The 15,582-nt window shown below is 73.4% G+C and carries 13 protein-coding genes; 8 read left to right on the forward strand and 5 right to left on the reverse strand.

Going from position 1 to position 15,582, the window contains the following annotated elements:
• Positions 1–120: 120 nt before the first annotated feature.
• Entirely contained in the window at positions 121–1,215 is a 1,095-nt protein-coding gene (locus FB454_RS15055; protein ID WP_013289263.1) for an aminotransferase-like domain-containing protein, read from the reverse strand.
• Positions 1,216–1,413: 198 nt separating this feature from the next.
• Between FB454_RS15055 and FB454_RS15060 the strand changes: the two genes are divergently transcribed.
• Positions 1,414–2,292 carry a 3'(2'),5'-bisphosphate nucleotidase CysQ gene (locus tag FB454_RS15060; protein ID WP_013289264.1) on the forward strand — a complete coding sequence of 293 codons (879 nt, stop codon included), beginning with the start codon at positions 1,414–1,416 and terminating at the stop codon, positions 2,290–2,292.
• A gap of 101 nt (positions 2,293–2,393) precedes the next feature.
• The gene (locus tag FB454_RS15065; protein WP_145823101.1) at positions 2,394–4,049 is read left to right on the forward strand and encodes a hypothetical protein; all 1,656 of its coding nucleotides are present in this window, start codon (positions 2,394–2,396) and stop codon (positions 4,047–4,049) included.
• Between the two features lie 58 nt (positions 4,050–4,107).
• Here the strand turns inward: FB454_RS15065 and FB454_RS15070 are convergent, their stop codons facing one another.
• Genes FB454_RS15070 through FB454_RS15085 form a run of 4 tightly spaced genes read right to left on the reverse strand, consistent with a single transcriptional unit; the run spans position 4,108 to position 7,074 of the window.
• Positions 4,108–5,022 carry a glycosyltransferase family 2 protein gene (locus FB454_RS15070; protein WP_013289266.1) on the reverse strand — a complete coding sequence of 305 codons (915 nt, stop codon included), beginning with the start codon at positions 5,020–5,022 and terminating at the stop codon, positions 4,108–4,110.
• Positions 5,019–6,020 carry a sulfotransferase family protein gene (locus FB454_RS15075; RefSeq protein ID WP_145823102.1) on the reverse strand — a complete coding sequence of 334 codons (1,002 nt, stop codon included), beginning with the start codon at positions 6,018–6,020 and terminating at the stop codon, positions 5,019–5,021. Before FB454_RS15075 ends, FB454_RS15070 begins: the two co-directional genes overlap by 4 nt.
• On the reverse strand, positions 6,017–6,598 hold the full coding sequence (locus tag FB454_RS15080) for a glycosyltransferase (protein ID WP_145823103.1): 582 nt from the start codon (positions 6,596–6,598) through the stop codon (positions 6,017–6,019). The genes FB454_RS15075 and FB454_RS15080 overlap by 4 nt, the downstream gene beginning before the upstream one ends.
• Positions 6,598–7,074, reverse strand: coding sequence for a glycosyltransferase family 28 protein (locus tag FB454_RS15085; protein WP_013289269.1), 477 nt, complete (start codon positions 7,072–7,074; stop codon positions 6,598–6,600). Before FB454_RS15085 ends, FB454_RS15080 begins: the two co-directional genes overlap by 1 nt.
• Positions 7,075–7,574: 500 nt before the next feature.
• On the opposite strand from FB454_RS15085, the gene FB454_RS15090 reads away from it, so the two are divergent.
• The 6 genes from FB454_RS15090 to FB454_RS15115 are packed head-to-tail and all read left to right on the forward strand — an operon-like array spanning position 7,575 to position 15,579.
• Positions 7,575–9,428 (forward strand): Wzz/FepE/Etk N-terminal domain-containing protein, encoded by a 1,854-nt coding sequence (locus FB454_RS15090; RefSeq protein WP_145823104.1) that lies wholly within the window; start codon positions 7,575–7,577, stop codon positions 9,426–9,428.
• Positions 9,425–10,432 carry a DUF3048 domain-containing protein gene (locus FB454_RS15095; protein ID WP_047890496.1) on the forward strand — a complete coding sequence of 336 codons (1,008 nt, stop codon included), beginning with the start codon at positions 9,425–9,427 and terminating at the stop codon, positions 10,430–10,432. Before FB454_RS15090 ends, FB454_RS15095 begins: the two co-directional genes overlap by 4 nt.
• Positions 10,429–11,913: an O-antigen ligase family protein gene (locus FB454_RS15100; RefSeq protein WP_145823105.1), complete on the forward strand. Its 1,485-nt coding sequence runs from the start codon at positions 10,429–10,431 to the stop codon at positions 11,911–11,913. Before FB454_RS15095 ends, FB454_RS15100 begins: the two co-directional genes overlap by 4 nt.
• Positions 11,913–13,118, forward strand: coding sequence for a hypothetical protein (locus FB454_RS15105; protein ID WP_013289273.1), 1,206 nt, complete (start codon positions 11,913–11,915; stop codon positions 13,116–13,118). Before FB454_RS15100 ends, FB454_RS15105 begins: the two co-directional genes overlap by 1 nt.
• Positions 13,119–13,135: 17 nt before the next feature.
• On the forward strand, positions 13,136–13,999 hold the full coding sequence (locus tag FB454_RS15110; protein ID WP_013289274.1) for a sulfotransferase family protein: 864 nt from the start codon (positions 13,136–13,138) through the stop codon (positions 13,997–13,999).
• Entirely contained in the window at positions 13,966–15,579 is a 1,614-nt protein-coding gene (locus tag FB454_RS15115; RefSeq protein WP_013289275.1) for an oligosaccharide flippase family protein, read from the forward strand. The genes FB454_RS15110 and FB454_RS15115 overlap by 34 nt, the downstream gene beginning before the upstream one ends.
• Positions 15,580–15,582 lie beyond the last annotated feature (3 nt).

The following is a 15,582-nucleotide window of genomic DNA, read 5'->3' on the forward strand; positions in this document are numbered from 1 at the left end:
GTGCGGGCTGGTCACCGGCAGAAGGTGAGCGGCACTCGCAGCATTGTGGGGGTGCCGGCCGGTCCGGCGGGAGTGCCGAACCGGCCAGCGGGGCCTTTTTGTCAGAAACCCGACAGAAAATCAGCCGCGAACGGCGGCCATCGCCTCGGCGAGACGCCGCACACCCTCGTCGATCCGGTCCGCTGTGACCGCCGAGTACGCCAGGCGCAGCGCGTGCCGGCCGCCGTCGACCATGAAGTCGCTGCCCTTCACCACCGCCACGCCGCGCTCGGCGGCAGCAGGGGCGAGGCGGTCGACCTCGACGTCCTCGGGCAGCTCCACCCAGAGGAAGTAGCCGCCGTCCGGCTCCACGAACCGGGCCTCCGGGATGTGCCGGCGCAGCGACTCGGCCAGCACCGCCGACCGCTCACCGAGCGCCGAACGGACCGTCCGGATCGACTCCTCGATCGCGCCGGAGACGCAGAACTGGTGCACGATCGCCTGGGCCACCATGCCGGGCGAGATGTAGAGGTTGGTGGCCCGCTTGGCGATCGCCGCGATCAGCTCGGCCGGGCCGACCAGGTAGCCGACCCGTACGCCCGGGCAGACCGTCTTGGTGAAGCTGGAGGCGTGCACCACCACGCCCCGGGTGTCCATCGACAGCATCGAGGGCAGCGGCTCGCCCCGGAACCGGATGTCCGCGTACGGGTCGTCCTCGAAGATCGTGAAGTCGTACTCGGCGGCAAGGTCCAGCAGCTCACGGCGCTTCTCCAGGGAGAGGGTCACGCCGGCCGGGTTCTGGTAATTGGGGATCACGTGCGCCAGCCGCGGCCGCACCCCGGACTCCAGCAGCTTGCGCAGCTCGGCGGTGTCCAGGCCGTCCGGCTGGATCGTCACGCCGTGCACCTCGCCGCCCATCTGCTTGAGGTTGAGCAGCGTGCGGTCGTACGTCGGACGCTCGACCACCACCGCGTCGCCCCGGCGGACCAGGTGGTCGAAGAGGAACGCGTCGGCCTGCAACGAGCCGTTGGTGATCAGCACCTGGTCGGCCTCGACACCGTGCTTCTCGGCGATCCACTTCCGCAAGGGCGGGTAGCCGACGGAGGTGCCGTACGCGGTGACCCCGGCGGGGTCGGCGTCGAAGGCGCGGACGGCGGCGGCCTTAAGCCCTTCGACATCGACGATGTCCAGCGAAGGCGCGCCACGGGCGAACGAGATCAGCTGCTCGGCGGTCATGCGCAGAGCCTAGGGCCTGGCCCGGCGGGTCCGACCGCGATACACGCGAAGTTCAACATGCGGGCGGCCGGCCGGACCACCGGTGCCTCCGGGGGATCCGAGACCGCCTCGCGACTGTCTACGATCCGACGGACGCTGGCGCCGGTCCGACCGGACGCCGAAGGATGACGGGTCGCGGCAGACCCGGGAGAACAAGGGATGGGGCTCGTGACCGAGGACGAGGCGGGACGGCTCGACGACCAGCGGTTCGCGCAGTGGCTGGCGACCGAGGCCGGCAGGGCGCTCACCGCGCTGCGGGACCGGCAGGGCTTCGCCGACCCGAAGGCGCTCAAGGACGCCGGCGACCGCGCGTCGCACGAGCTGATGACGGCGGCGCTGGCCCGGCTGCGGCCGGCCGACGCGGTGCTCTCCGAGGAGGAGGCCGACTCGCGCCGCGCGTGGGCGGACGGCGAGCGCGCGCCCCGGCACGAGGCGGACCGGGTCTGGATCATCGACCCGCTGGACGGCACGCGTGAGTTCTCCGAGGAGGGGCGGGACGACTGGGCGGTGCACGTGGCGCTCTGGCAGCGCTCCGCCGCCCCGGACGGCGCCCTGGTCGCCGGCGCGGTGGGCATGCCGGCCCGGACCACGGTGGACGGTACGCCGCTCGTGCTCGGCACCACCTGCCCGCAGCCGAAGGCGTCCGACGGGCCGATCCGGATCGCGGTGAGCCGCAGCCGCCCGCCGGCGTTCGTGGGCGAGCTGGTCGAGATGCTCGGCGCCACCGCCGTGCCGATGGGTTCGGCCGGTGTGAAGGTCTGCGCGGTGGTGACCGGCGAGGTCGACGCGTACGTCCACGCGGGCGGTCAGTACGAGTGGGACAGTGCCGCCCCGGTCGCCGTGGCGCTCGGTGCGGGCATGCACGCGTCCCGGATCGACGGTTCGCCGCTGCGCTACAACCGGGCCGACCCGCGGCTGCCCGATCTGCTGGTCTGCCGGCCCGAACTGGCCGACCAGTTGCTCGACGCGATCGCCCGGACCGGGGTCGAGATGCCCGCTTCGACCGTCACCGGTGACCAGGGTGAGGCGTTCGGCTGAGTGTCACGGTACGTACGGCCAGGTGGATGAGGGTTATCGTCGGGCAGGTATGCGTGGCGATCTGAGCCCCGACCACGGGCCGCCGACAGCCAGGGAGGGTCATGCCGGCCGACCGAGAGCCGCACAATGCCTTCGGGCAGCCGACCGGCCTGTGGCCGGGTCAGGACATTCCGCGTCAGGTGGGCGGCCCTTCGCTGCCCTGGCCGGAGGCCGAGAGCGCGCCACCGCCACCACCGGCGCGGCCGGGCGGTGACCTGCCCTGGCCCGAGCGTGACCGGCCCGACGCCGGTCACCACGACGGGCCCGGGCACGACCCGGCCGGCTGGGACGCCGCTCCCGGCACGACGAACGGCTGGGCGCCGCAGCAGGACGGCCCCTGGCCGCAGCACGGGCCCGCGGGCCACAACGACGCCGCCTGGCCGCAGGGTGAGCCGCACGACGACGCCTGGGCCACTCAGGCCGGTCCGGCGGACGGCCACACCGGCTGGGCGCCGCACGACGAGCCCGGCCGGGGACCGGCGGGCGACTTCGGGCCGGGCGGCCCGGCGGGCGAGGCGGGCTGGGGTGCGGGCACCACGGCGACCGCCACCCTGACCGGACCGCCCCCGGTGGACGTTCCGCACGGACCGGCCACCGGCGGGCCGGGCCGGCCGCCCGCGCCGCCGCTCGCCCCGGCCCCCGCGCCGTCGTCCGGCGGCTCCCGTCGTCGCTGGCGGGTCGCCCTCGCGGCGGCACTGGTCCTGGCCGTGGCCGGCAGCGGGGTCGCGGTGGCCACGCTGCGACCCGACGCGGCGGAACGGCAGGCCGGCGGGACGCCAGGCTCGGTCGGGCCGGCCACCTCGATGGGCCCCGGCACGCCCGGCACCCCGGGTGCGTCGCCGAGCGCCGACCAGGGTCTCGGCGGCAAGCCCTCGGCGCGTCCGTCGGCCTCCGCGGACGCCGGGCCGGCCTTCAGCGGTACGCGACTGACGCTGCCCGGCGCCTCGATCGGTGTGCAGAGCGGGGAGACGTTCGGCCAGGCGCTGGCCCGGTCCGACCAGACCTTCGGCAAGCTGCGGATGGCCCGGATCTTCTTCCCCGGCCTGCCGCCGGCGTGGTCCGGCAGCCGGGCCGACGTGGTGGACCGGACCGTCGTGGTGTCCTTCAAGGCGTCACCGCAGGAGGTGAACACCGGCAAGTTCGACTCCCGCCTGACCTCCTGGTTCTCCTCGATCCCGCGCGAGCACAACGTCTACTGGTCGTACTTCCACGAGCCGGAGGACGACGTCGAGCGCGGCGCCTTCAGCACGACGGCGTACCGGACGGCGTGGAAACGGATCGCCGGCCTGGCCGACCGGACGGGCAACCCGAAGCTGATCAACACGCTGATCCTGATGTGCTGGACGCTCGACTCGAAGTCCGGGCGCAGCTTCGACGCGTTCTACCCGGGTGGCGACGTGATCGAGGCGCTCGGCTGGGACTGCTACAACTGGGGCAAGAAGTGGAAGCGGTACGCCTCGCCGCAGGAGATCTACGGCCCCATGATCAGCAAGTCGAAGGCGCTGGGCAAGCCGTGGGGCGTCGCGGAGACCGGCAGCGACCTGGTGCCCGGTGACGGGGGCACCGGCCGGGCGGCCTGGATCCGGTCGATGACCAGCTTCCTCAACGGTCAGCGGCCGGAGTTCGTGGCGTACTACAACCAGACGGTCAGCCAGGGCGACTTCCGGCTGCTCGACCAGCCGAGCATCCAGGCGTGGAAGTCCTTCTGCACGGCCTGATCACAGCGGAACGGGAACGGGCGGGCGACCGAGGTCGCCCGCCCGTCTCGCGTACGGCTCAGATGCCCCGGCCGCGCTTGTGCAGCGTGCGCAGCACCCGGTCGGCCTGCACGGCCCGGCTCGCCACCGCCAGCGCCAGGTAGGCGCGCGGCTCCTTCGGGTTGCGGGCCAGCGTGCGCCGGGCCCAGCGGACCGCGTCGCGCCGGTTGCCCATCGCGGCCTGCGCGAAGGCGATCTGACCGGCCACCCGCGCCTCGCCGTGCGGCACCGTGGCGAACTCCGGGTAGCGGCGCAGCAGCCACTGCAACGCGGTCGAGATGGTCTCCCAGCGCTGCGCGAAGTAGGACCGCTTGTGCCAGCGGACCAGTACGTACGGGCTCTCCACGTTCACCAGCGGGGCGTACCGGGCGGCGCGGAGCAGGAACTCGTAGTCCTCCGCGTAGCTGCCCGGGATCTGCTCGTCCACCAGGCCGATCGCGTCGAGCAGCGCGGCCCGGCGGATCAGGAACGTGGACGGGTGCAGCTCGGTGAGCCGGTCGCGCAGCAGCGCCTCCAGCGAGATCCGGGCGCGGTCCAGCGAACGGTCCACCGTCCGGTCGTCGTAGCTGACCCGGATGCCGCAGCTCACCAGCGCGCCGTCCGGGTGCGCGTCGAGCGCCCCGAACTGGGCGGCCAGCTTGCCGGGCAGCCACTCGTCGTCGTCGTCGCAGAACGCCACCCAGTCGCCGGTGGCGGCCTCGATGCCGGTGTTGCGCGCGCCGGCCAGCCCTGCGGTACGGGTATTCGTGATCACCCGGATCCGGCGGTCACCCCGGTCGGTCTCCAGCGACCGGTCCGGCTCGGACTGGTCGTAGACGACGATCGCCTCGATCAGGCCCGGGTGGGCCTGGCTGAGGATCGCGTCGAGCGCCGCACGCAGCAGCTCCGGACGGTCCCGCGTCGGTACGACGACCGAGATGCTCGGCCCACTCATGCTCTCTCCACGGACTCGTCGGATCCCCGCTGGCCCAGATAGCCGTAGCGGACCCGCAGGGGAAGCGTGGCCAGGCTGACCACGGCACGGCTGTGGCGCGGCAGGCGGTCCCGCCACGCCTCGTCCCGGCGCACCGTCAACGGCCCGCCGCTGAACCGCAGCGGGTTGCCGGCGACGCTGTGCGCACGGAACGGCGCGGCCGGCTCGGGCGCCGCGCCGGTCTCGTCGGCTCCGGACAGGATGCGCAGCGCCGCCGGGTCGTCCGGCAGGCCGGCGAAGTCCCGCACCCGGCGTACGGTGCCGGCCGGGTCGGCGGTGAAGTCCTCGTAGCGCAGCCGCAGCACCTTCGCCCGGGAGGCGAGCAGGTGGAACGCGGCGTTCTGCGCGGTCCACAGCTTGCTCACCTCGAACGGAGAGAAGGTCGGCATGAAGTCCTCGCCGTCGACGACCTCGGGGCGGCGCACCTGCTTGCCCCACGAGTACGCCACCGCCCGGCTGTCCCGGACCAGGTGCAGTACCCGCAGGTCCAGCCCTTCGGCCCAGCGCAGGGCGAAGGCGAGCGAGGCGTGCTTGCTGGAGTCCACCACCACCCGGGCGCCGGTCACCGACAGCGCGGCCCGGTAGATCCGGGTGTACAGGTCGGCGTAGCGGCGCACGTCGGCCAGCTGCTCCGGCGGGAGCGCCTCCTTTGCGAGCCGGGGGATGTGCCGGGTCCGGTCGACGCGGTCCTTGAGCGCCAGCACGTCGTCCCGGTCGACAGCGGCCCAGCCGCCGAACGCCTGGTCGCCGACCTGCCGCCAGAACGGGCAGGCGGTGAACCGCTCACCGCAGCCGCACCGCTCGTCGGCGCCGAGCGCCCGCTCCCACAGGTGCACCACCTCGCCGACGGCACACACGTCGGCGCTCTGCGCCAGCAGCAGCTCCAGCAGCGTGGAGCCGCTGCGGCCGAGGCCGCCGACGAAGAGGACCCGCGGCGTCGCCGGATCCGGGGCGCTCATGCGCGACGCCCGACGGCTCGTTGTCGTACCCGCCGGGCCACCAGCTCGTCGATCACCGCGCCGACCCGGGCGACCGCCTCGGCGCGCGGGTCCGGGCGGTTCGGGTCGGCGGCCAGCACGAACCGGTTCGGGTCGGTCAGGCCCTCGTCGAGCGCGGCGAGCAGCTCGGCCTCGGACTCGCACAGCCGCACCATGCCGGCCGCGCCGAGACGGCGGGAGAACAGCTGCTGGTGGTTGTCGACGTGCTCGTCGTGCGACGGGTCGCGGGGCACCACGATCGGCAGGTGGCCGTTGCGGCGCGCCTCGGTGATGGTGGCCGGGCCGCCGTGGCTGACCACGAGCGTCGCCTCGGCCATCGCCCGCTGGAGTTCCTCGTGGCCGAGGAACGGGGTGGCCTCGGGCAGGGCCGGGGTGCGGCTGTGGCCGTACTGGAGGACCAGCCGGACCCCGGGCCGCGCCGCGTGCCAGCGTTCCAGCCAGCCGACCAGCCGGTCGAAGCGGTGCACGTCGGTGCCGACCACGACCAGCACGTACGGTGCCGCGGAACGCCGGTCCCGCTGCTGCGGAATGTGCGCCATCAGAGCAGATTCCCCACGACGGTGGCCTCCGGGTACATCCGGCGCTGCTCGTCCCACTGCACGAGCATCGCGGAGAGGAAGGGGCGGCAGAGCCGGGCGGTGAGCGTCGCGCTGTCGATCCGGTCGTACACCTCGATGTAGACCGTCGGGATCTTGCGCATCCGGGCCGCCACCACGAACGGCAGGGCGACCCCGGCGCCGGTGGTGACCACGGCGTCGACCTGGCGCCGCCGGATCACCTTCAGCGCGAGGAACGCGTTGCGTACCAGGTTCTTGACGTTGCGTGTGGTGGGGTGGTGCGCCCAGACCACGTCCTCACCGGCGAGCAGCGAGCGCGCGTCCGGGGTGTCGAAGGTTACCCATGCGCGGCGCCGATCCCGGTACCACGGTTCCAGGGCCAGGAGCTGGGCCAGGTGCCCGCCACTGGAACCCACCAGCAGGACCTGCCCCGAGTCCTCGGTTGACCCGCTCACCACAAAAGTCCTCCCGTACGCGGATGACGCGTCCGGATTTTTGTGAATGCCCCTCGGACGCGTCCTGACAACCTACTGGCGCGCCCATGGGCAACTGAAGGGGCCATTGGACGGATCCTGGCTCGCCGGTCGGCTCACCTCTCGATTCCCGTCACCGGGATGCCCACCGGCCGGCCACCGTCCAGGTCAGCCCGGTTCGCCCCGCGCCGCCGGGGCGGGCCACCGGAAGAAAGTGAGATGTGTCAGGATTCCGTCACCGCTCCGCACGAGAGCCGTCGGCGACGCCGGCTTATCCGGGGACAGGTCGGGCCCGACACCGGGAAACCCGCCGAATGGTCAGCGCCGATCGGCCATTTCTACGCGGGCTGCCCACACCCGGGCAGGCTTACCGGAACGTGAGCAGACTTTCCCTCGTCGTTCGGATCGGGGACACTCAAGGCCACGGTCAGGTCCAGCTGTGCCGTGGACTGCCCGGCTCGGTCGAAAGGGAGCGACAGACTCTGATGCCCTCACCCCGTTTGGCCGAGAGCGACGCCGACGGTCTTGCCCTGATGGCCTACCTGGGCTGGCTGCGCCGCCGCTGGTGGATCCTGCTGCTCGCCGCGGCCCTCGGTCTCGGTGGTGGGCTGGCGCTGAACCAGATCCAGGAGGCGCGCTACACCTCGACCACCTCGCTGCTGGTGCGCCCGCTCGGCTCGGGCGCGGAGAGCAACCCCAACGCCAAGGTCAACCTCGACACCGAGGCCCAGGTGGTCCGCTCGCTGGTGGTGGCCGAGCGGGCCAAGGCGCTGATGAAGGTCGACACCGGTGCCGACCAGCTGGTCAAGTCGGTGACCGTCAAGGTGCCGCCGAACAGCCAGATCCTCCAGGTGGCGTACGAGGGGAACAGCCCCGAGGGCGCCCAGTCGGGCTCGCACGCGTTCGCCCAGGCGTATCTGGACCTGCGCAAGGCCACCGCGCAGAAGGCGCTGGAGAACGAGACGACCGCGCTCAAGCAGCAGATCGCCGAGCTGCAGAAGCAGCTCAGTGCCGTCGCCGGGCGGATTGCGGCGTCGCCGTCGAACTCGCCCGAGCGGGAGCGGGCCGAGGCCGAACGGAGCCTTCTCACCAGCCAGATCACCGGCCTGAACAACCGGCTCAGCCCGCTGGTCTCGGCCGGCTCCGACCCCGGCGAGATCATCTCCGACGCCCGTCTCCCCGACTCGCCCAGCTCACCGAACCGCACGCTCAACCTCGCCAGCGGCATGGGCGCGGGCCTGCTGCTCGGCATCGTGCTGGCGCTGGTGCTGGACCGGCTCGACACCCGGATCCGGCGCGGTCGCGACATCTCCGACCGGGTCGGCCTGCCGCTGCTGCTGGAACTACCGGTGCGCGCGCCGTCGCTGGCCGTCCTGCCGGCCACCCACCGGGTCTCCCGCGAGCTGGGCCGGCTGCGCAACGTGCTGCTGTCCGCCGTGCCCGAACCGGCGCAGGGCGGGCGCGGTCGCCAGTTGCTGATCTGCGACGCCTCGGCCGGCACCGCCGCCGGATTCGTCGCCGCCAACCTCGCCGCCGCGTACGCCCGTACCGGCCAGCAGGTCGCGCTGATCACCACCAAGCCCGACTCGACGGTGGGCGCCATCACCGGCGTGGCCGAGGGCCGGCACAACCTGGCCTCGGTACTGCGCCGCGACGTACCCCCGCTCAAGGCGCTCGCGCCGGTGCCGGGGCTGGGCCAGCTCCGGGTGCTGGTGCCGGGCGACCTGGACGCGGAGGTCGAGCTGCCGGTCGCCGGTCTGCTGGAGATCATGCACGAGCTGTCCGCGCGCTTCGACCACGTGATCATCGAGACCGCGCAGCCCACGTTCGCCGTGGAGGCCCAGGCCCTGGGCCGGTACGTCGACGCCGTGATCATGGTGGCCGAGGCGGGCAAGACCCGCAGCGGTGAGATCACCGCCGCCCTGCAGCAGTTCGAGCAGGTGAACGCGCCGGTGATCGGTGCCGTGCTGGCCCCGCGCCTGCCCGCCCCGGTGGCCGGCGCCGCCCGGCCGGCGTCCTCGGGCGGTGCGAGCAGCACGTCGGGCACGTCGGGCGCGCCGAGCACCCCGGTGGCACCGGCCAACCGGCCCAAGCCCCGGCCGAGCCCCGGCCCGTCCGCCGAGTCGACGATGGTGCTGCCGCGCATGCAGTCGTCCCGCCCCGCCCCGGCGAAGCCGGCACCGGGCAAGGCCACCCCGCCGCCGAACCCCAGCAACCCAGGCAACCAGGGCATGCCGGGTAAGCCGGTGCCGCTCAACGGCACCGGCGGCACGTACCGCTCCCGGGGTGACGGCGACGGCCGCAGCTACGCGCTCGACTCCGGCGAGGACCTGGGGTGAACCGCCGGCAGATGCTCCGCGCCGCCATCGCCCCCGCCGTCGTCCTCGGCGTCGGGACCGGGTGCAGCGAGCCCGAGCCCAAGCCGGGCAAGGTCCAGGTGGTGGACCCGGGCGACGTCACCGCCTCGCCGTCATCGGCCAGTGCCTCGCCGACCCTGCCCACCGGCCCGCTGACCGGCGCGCCGGTGAGCACCCCGGCCGCCGCCACCCGCCAGGCGGTCGCTGTGCCGCTGCGGGTGAGCCCCGCGACCACCCCGGCCGGCCTGGACGCCGCCGACCTGGTCTACGCCGAGTTCGCCGAGTCCGACACGCTGCACCTGACCGCCGTGTTCCACTCCAAGGACGCCACCAAGATCGGCCCGGTCACCGAGATCCGGCCGGTCGACATCCGGTCGCTCGCGGTGCTGCGCCCGTTCGTCGGCTACGACGGCGGCCCCACCGGCTTCCTCACCCAGTTCGAGAACTCCGACCTCGACGGCGTGACGCCCGACGACGACAGCAAGGTCTTCTCCGGCGACTACACGTCGACCGCCGCGCTGCTCAAGGCCGCCCCGAAGGGCGGCCAGCCGCCCACCCCGCCGATCGACCACGCCGGCGAGGGCGACGCGCTCGCCGCCCGCGACCTCGCGCCGGCCACCGAACTCACCGTCACCGTCTCCGGCGGCCCGCCGATGGTCTGGCGGTACGACCAGGCCAAGTCCGTCTGGGTCGGCAAGGTCGGCAAGGTCGCCGTGACCGCCGCCTCCGTCATCGTGCTGACGATGGAGTACCGCACGCTGGACGTCCGCAACCCGTCCCCGCGCTCGCTGCCCTCGGCGAACGTCTTCGGTGAGGGCGCGGTGCTGGCGGTGTCCGGGCCGAACAGCGCGAAGGGCCGGTGGCGCAAGCCCGGCCTGGGCATGGTCTGCACGCTCGCCGACACCGGCGGCGATCTCCTGCACCCCCAGCCCGGCAACGCGTGGGTGATCTACGCGCCGACCACCGCCAAGGTCACCGTGAAATGAGCACCGCCACCCCGCCCCGCACCGCGCGCGGGACGGTTCCGGTCGGAGCGGTGTCGCCGCCGGACGGGAACCGCCTGCGGCCGGTGACGGTACGGCCGGAGAGCTGGTCGTGGCGGCTGCCGACGGCATGGCCGCTGATCTCGGTCTTCCTGCTGTACCCGCTGTGGTGGGTGCTCGGCGTGTCGAGCTTCGTCTTCGTCATCTTCGCGGTGCCGATGGTGGTGCAGATGCGCAAGCGGGCCCCGATCCGGGTGCCGCCCGGCTTCGGGATCTGGATGGTCCTGCTGCTCTGGGTGTTCCTGTCCGTGCTCACCCTCGACCTCACCGCGCCGAACACGCTGCCACCCGGCGGCAGCGGCAAGTACATCGGCTGGGGCATCCGGCTCGCCAACTACGTCGCCATGACCGTGACGATGCTCTACGTCTACAACCTGCGGGAGCGGGAGCTGTCCCAGCGCCGGATGGTCCGTTTGTTCGGGTTCATGGGCGTGGTCGTGGTGCTCGGCGGCTGGATCGGCTCGCTCTTCCCGAACCTCACGTTCGTCGCGCCGCTGCGATTCGTCCTGCCCCAGTCGATCGCCGGTCACCCGTACGTCACCTCGCTCATGGAGATCAAGTTCGCCCAGGTGCAGCAGGTGATCGAGGGGGAGGCCAGCTCGCCCCGCCCGTCCGCGCCGTTCACCTACACGAACTCGTGGGGCCAGAACACCGCGATCCTGCTGGTCTGGCTGATCGTCGGCTGGGTCGTGCTGGGCAAGCCGATGCGCCGTACCGCGGGCGTGGCGATCGCCCTGGCCGCGATCTTCCCGATCGTCTACTCGCTGAACCGGGGCCTCTGGATCGGTCTCGGCATCGCCGCCGCCTACGTCGCGCTGCGGCTCGCGCTGCGCGGCCGGATGGTGGTGCTCGGCGGGCTCGCCCTGGCGGTCGGGCTGATCGGGGTGCTGATCGTCGCCACACCGCTCGGCCGCACCTTCGACGAACGCCTCCAGAACGGCCACAGCGACGACATCCGGACCACGCTGTCCCAGGGCGCGGTCGCCGCGGCCAACCACTCGCCGATCCTCGGGTACGGCGGCAACCGGGCGCTGATCGGCAGCAACCGGTCCATCGCCATCGGCAAGTCCGAGGACTGCAAGCAGTGCGGCAACCGGGAACTGGGCAGCAACGGCCAGGTCTGGGCGCTGCTCGTCGGGCAGGGCTGGGTCGGCGCGATCTGCTACAACGCCTTCTTCATCTACTGCATCTGGCGCTACCGCCGCGACCACAGCGCGATCGGCATCGCCGGCACGCTCGTGCTCATCCTCATGCTCTTCTTCCAGTTCACCTACGGTGCGATGGAAGCGACACTCGCCTACGCCCTGATCACTGTCGCCCTGCTGGCCCGCAACGACCGGATACGCCGGTCGCTCGCGCCGGCGCCACCCCAGGGCACGATCGCCGGGCTACGGGCCCGACTGGAAAAGACCGGTGACAGCTGATGGTGTTCCGCGTACCCCCGGACGGCGACGGCCGTGCCGCGTACCTCGGTGAACTGGCCGGGCTGATCTGGCCCGCGCCGGCCGAGCCCAGCCTGCGCCGCGGCGGCGCCGGCTGGGTGGTGGTGCCCTCGGCGTCCCGCCCCCGGCTGCTCGTGCCGACCGGCTCGGGCCGGGCGGCGGCGAGCGCGGTCCGGCACTCCACCGAGGCGGTCGGCCGCAAGGCCAAGCTGGTCCGGCAAGGGCTGTCCACGGCGTTCCGGCTCGGGCTGGGCCCGCTGGTGTTCCGCGACCGGCTGGTGGTCGACGGCGGCGGGCTGGACGCGCACCTGACCGAGGTGCTCGGCGAGCCGGCGCTGGTGAGCCTGCACATCGGGCCGGCCCGGGCGAACCGCAAGCCGGTGCTGCAACTGCTCGCCCCGGACGGCCGGGCCCTCGGGTACGCCAAGCTCGGCGTCGACCCGCTGACCCGCGCGCTGGTGCACGCCGAGGCGGACGCGCTGCGCCGCCTCGCCGAGGTGCCGCTCGGCCCGGTGGTCCTGGCCGGGGTACGCCATCACGGCGACTGGCACGGCCACGCGCTGCTCGTGCAGGAGGCGCTGCCGGTACGGCTGCCCCGGGCCACCCCGGCCGCCGCGGAGGCGGCCGAACGCGACGCGATGGTGGCGGTCGCCGGCTGTCTCGGCGTACGCCGGCAGTCCTGGGCGGCCAGCGGGCACGCGGCCCGGCTCACCGAGGCGGTGGACGCGCTCGGACCCCGGCCGGAGGCCGGGCGGCTGCGCGCGGCGCTGAAGTCCGTCGCGGACGCCGACCCGGTGGTGGCCTTCGGCGCCTGGCACGGTGACTGGAACGGCGGCAACAGCGCCGTGCTGGCCGACGGCCGGGTGCTGGTCTGGGACTGGGAACGGTTCGAGGCGGACGTGCCGGCCGGGTATGACGCGCTGCACCTGGCGGTGCAGGGCGCGATGAGCCACGACGGGGTGGAGCCGGTCGAGGCGGCCCGAGCGCTGATCGCCGGCGCCGGGGCCACCCTGGCGCCGTTCGACCAGACCGGCGGGGGCGCCGATCTGGTCGCCGTGCTCTACCTGGTGGAGCTCGCGGCGCGCTACCTGCGGGACCGGCAGGCGGAGGCGGGTGCGCGACTGGGGCACGTCGACACCTGGCTGCTGCCCGCCGTCGAGGAACACCTGGCCCGCCGGGCCGGGTGAGAGTGAGGAGTGGGGACGTGACGCTGGCCAAGGAGCAGGCGCTCCGCGCGGTGAAGTCGGTGAGCCGGACGGTCGGCCGGCTGACCGCCGGTTCGCGGATGGTGCCGGGATTCCTGATCGTGGGGGCGCAGCGCTGCGGCACCACCTCGCTGTTCAAGACGCTGTCGCAGCATCCCGGTGTGCTGCCGCCCGCCTACCACAAGGGCGTGCACTACTTCGACATGGACTACCACCGGGGGATGAGCTGGTACCTCGGGCACTTCCCCACCACCGGCAAGGCCGAGGCGGTGAAGGCCCAGATCGGGGTACGCGGGATCACCGGCGAGTCCAGCCCGTACTACATGTTCCACCCGCTGGCCGGGCAACGGATCGCCCGGGACCTGCCCTCGGTGAAGCTGCTGGTGCTGCTGCGTGACCCGGTGGAGCGCGCCTACTCCGCGCACTCGCACGAGCTGGCCCGCGGCTACGAGACCGAGACGGACTTCGAGCGGGCGCTCGCGCTGGAGGAGTCCCGTACGGCGGGCGAGCGGGAGCGGATGATCAGCTCCGCGTCGTACGCCAGCGAGCACCTCCAGCACAACGCGTACCTGGCCCGCGGCCGCTACATCGAGCAGCTGGAGCGCCTGGAGGCGCTGGTCGGCCGGGACCGCATGCACGTCATCGACAGCGACGACTTCTTCGCCGACCCGCGTCCTTCCTTCGACGCGGTCTGCGACTTCCTCGGGCTACCCCGCTGGGCGGACATCGCGTTCGGCAAGCACAACTCGCGCTCCCGTTCGCCCATGTCGGCGGAGCTGCGGACCCGGCTGGAGGACCACTTCGCGCCGTACGACGAGCGGCTGGCGACGTGGTGGGGACGCGTGCCGTCGTGGCGGCGGTGACGCGGGCGGACGCCGGCGGCACCCCGACGCTCACCGCACCGCCCCCCGGGCCGGGCGCGGGGCTGGGCGGCGCGGCCCGGCAGGGCTTCGCCAACCTGGTCGGGGTCGGGCTGGCCGCGGTCGCCGGCTTCGGCCTGAACATCGTCATCGCCCGCGGCTGGTCGGTCCGCGAGGCGGGCATGTTCTTCGCCGCCACCAGCGCGTTCATGATCGCCGCGTCGGCGGCCCGGCTCGGCACCGACGTCGGCACCGTCTACTTCGTCAGCCGCCAGCGCACGCTCGACCGCCGCGACCAGATCCGGGGCACCATCCTGGTCGGGTTGCTGCCGGTGCTCGTGGTCGGCACGCTGCTCGGGCTGGCCGGCTGGCTGGCCGCACCGGCGCTGGCCCGGGCCACCATGCCGGAGGCCGGGCCGGAGGCGGTGACCGCGCTGCGCATCCTGCTGGCGTTCGTGCCGCTGGCCGCGCTGAACGACTACGCGCTCGCCGCCTGCCGCGGCTTCGGCCAGATGCGCCCGCTGCTGACTGTTGAGCGGCTCGGCCGCACGCTGGTGCAGTTCCTGGGTGTGGCGGTGGCCGCCTGGCTCGGCATGTCCGCCACCGTCGCGCTGCCGCTGGCCTGGGTGGTGCCGTACCTGATCGCCGCGGTGGTCGCGCTGTTCTGGCTGAGCCGGCTGGTCGGCCGGGCCGGGAGGCAGGTGACCCGGCCGGTGCCGGCGCGCGAGCTGGCCGGGCCGTTCTGGCGGTTCACCGGGCCCCGCGCCGTCAGCAGCCTGGCCGCGATCGTGGTGCAGCGGCTGGACATCGTGCTGCTCAGCGCGCTGCGCGGCCCGGCGGACGCGGCGATCTACACGGCCGCGACCCGGTTCCTGGCGCTGGGTCAGCTCTCCAGCGTCGCGCTGTCCAGCTCGGTGCAGCACCGGCTGGCCGCCGCGTTCGCCCGCGACGACCGGGCCGAGGCGCGCCAGCTCTACCAGGCCGCCACCGGCTGGCTCGTGCTGCTCTCCTGGCCCGCGTACCTGATCTTCGCGGCGTTCGCCACGCCGATGCTGGCACTGTTCGGATCCGGGTACGGCGACGGCCGCCGGGTCGTGGTGCTGCTGGCGCTGACCATGCTGCTGGCCACCGGCTGCGGCATGGTCGACATGGTGCTCAACATGGCCGGGCGCACCGCGTGGACGTTCTACAACGCGATGACCGGCACCGTGCTCAACGTGGTCGGCAACCTGGTGCTCATCCCGCGGTACGGCATCCTCGGCGCGGCCCTGGCCTGGACCGTCTCCATCCTGGTCACCAACCTGGTGCCGCTGACCCAGCTCTGGTGGTCGATGCGGCTGCACCCGTTCGGCGCCGGTACCCGGGCCGCGATGGCGCTGGCGGTGGTCACGCTGGGTCTGCCGCTCGGCCTGGCGACGCTGCTCGGCGCCGGTCCGCTGGTACTCGCGCTGGTGACGGTCGCCGGGCTGGTCGCGTACGCGACGGGCGTCTGGCGCTGGCGGCGCACCCTGCACCTCGACGCGCTGCGCGCCCTCCGCCGCGGCCGTAACCGGGCCGGGGCGGACCCGGCCGCCCAGTCCTGACCG

The sequence above is a fragment of the Micromonospora sp. CNZ297 genome, from assembly GCF_007827625.1.

Excerpts from the sequence above, each read along its gene's own strand:
- FB454_RS15055 (WP_013289263.1), bottom strand. The coding sequence starts at position 1,215 with ATGACCGCCGAGCAGCTGATCTCGTTCGCCCGTGGCGCGCCTTCGCTG.
- FB454_RS15060 (WP_013289264.1), top strand. The coding sequence starts at position 1,414 with ATGGGGCTCGTGACCGAGGACGAGGCGGGACGGCTCGACGACCAGCGG.
- FB454_RS15065 (WP_145823101.1), top strand. The coding sequence starts at position 2,394 with ATGCCGGCCGACCGAGAGCCGCACAATGCCTTCGGGCAGCCGACCGGC.
- FB454_RS15070 (WP_013289266.1), bottom strand. The coding sequence starts at position 5,022 with ATGAGTGGGCCGAGCATCTCGGTCGTCGTACCGACGCGGGACCGTCCG.
- FB454_RS15075 (WP_145823102.1), bottom strand. The coding sequence starts at position 6,020 with ATGAGCGCCCCGGATCCGGCGACGCCGCGGGTCCTCTTCGTCGGCGGC.
- FB454_RS15080 (WP_145823103.1), bottom strand. The coding sequence starts at position 6,598 with ATGGCGCACATTCCGCAGCAGCGGGACCGGCGTTCCGCGGCACCGTAC.
- FB454_RS15090 (WP_145823104.1), top strand. The coding sequence starts at position 7,575 with ATGCCCTCACCCCGTTTGGCCGAGAGCGACGCCGACGGTCTTGCCCTG.
- FB454_RS15100 (WP_145823105.1), top strand. The coding sequence starts at position 10,429 with ATGAGCACCGCCACCCCGCCCCGCACCGCGCGCGGGACGGTTCCGGTC.
- FB454_RS15105 (WP_013289273.1), top strand. The coding sequence starts at position 11,913 with ATGGTGTTCCGCGTACCCCCGGACGGCGACGGCCGTGCCGCGTACCTC.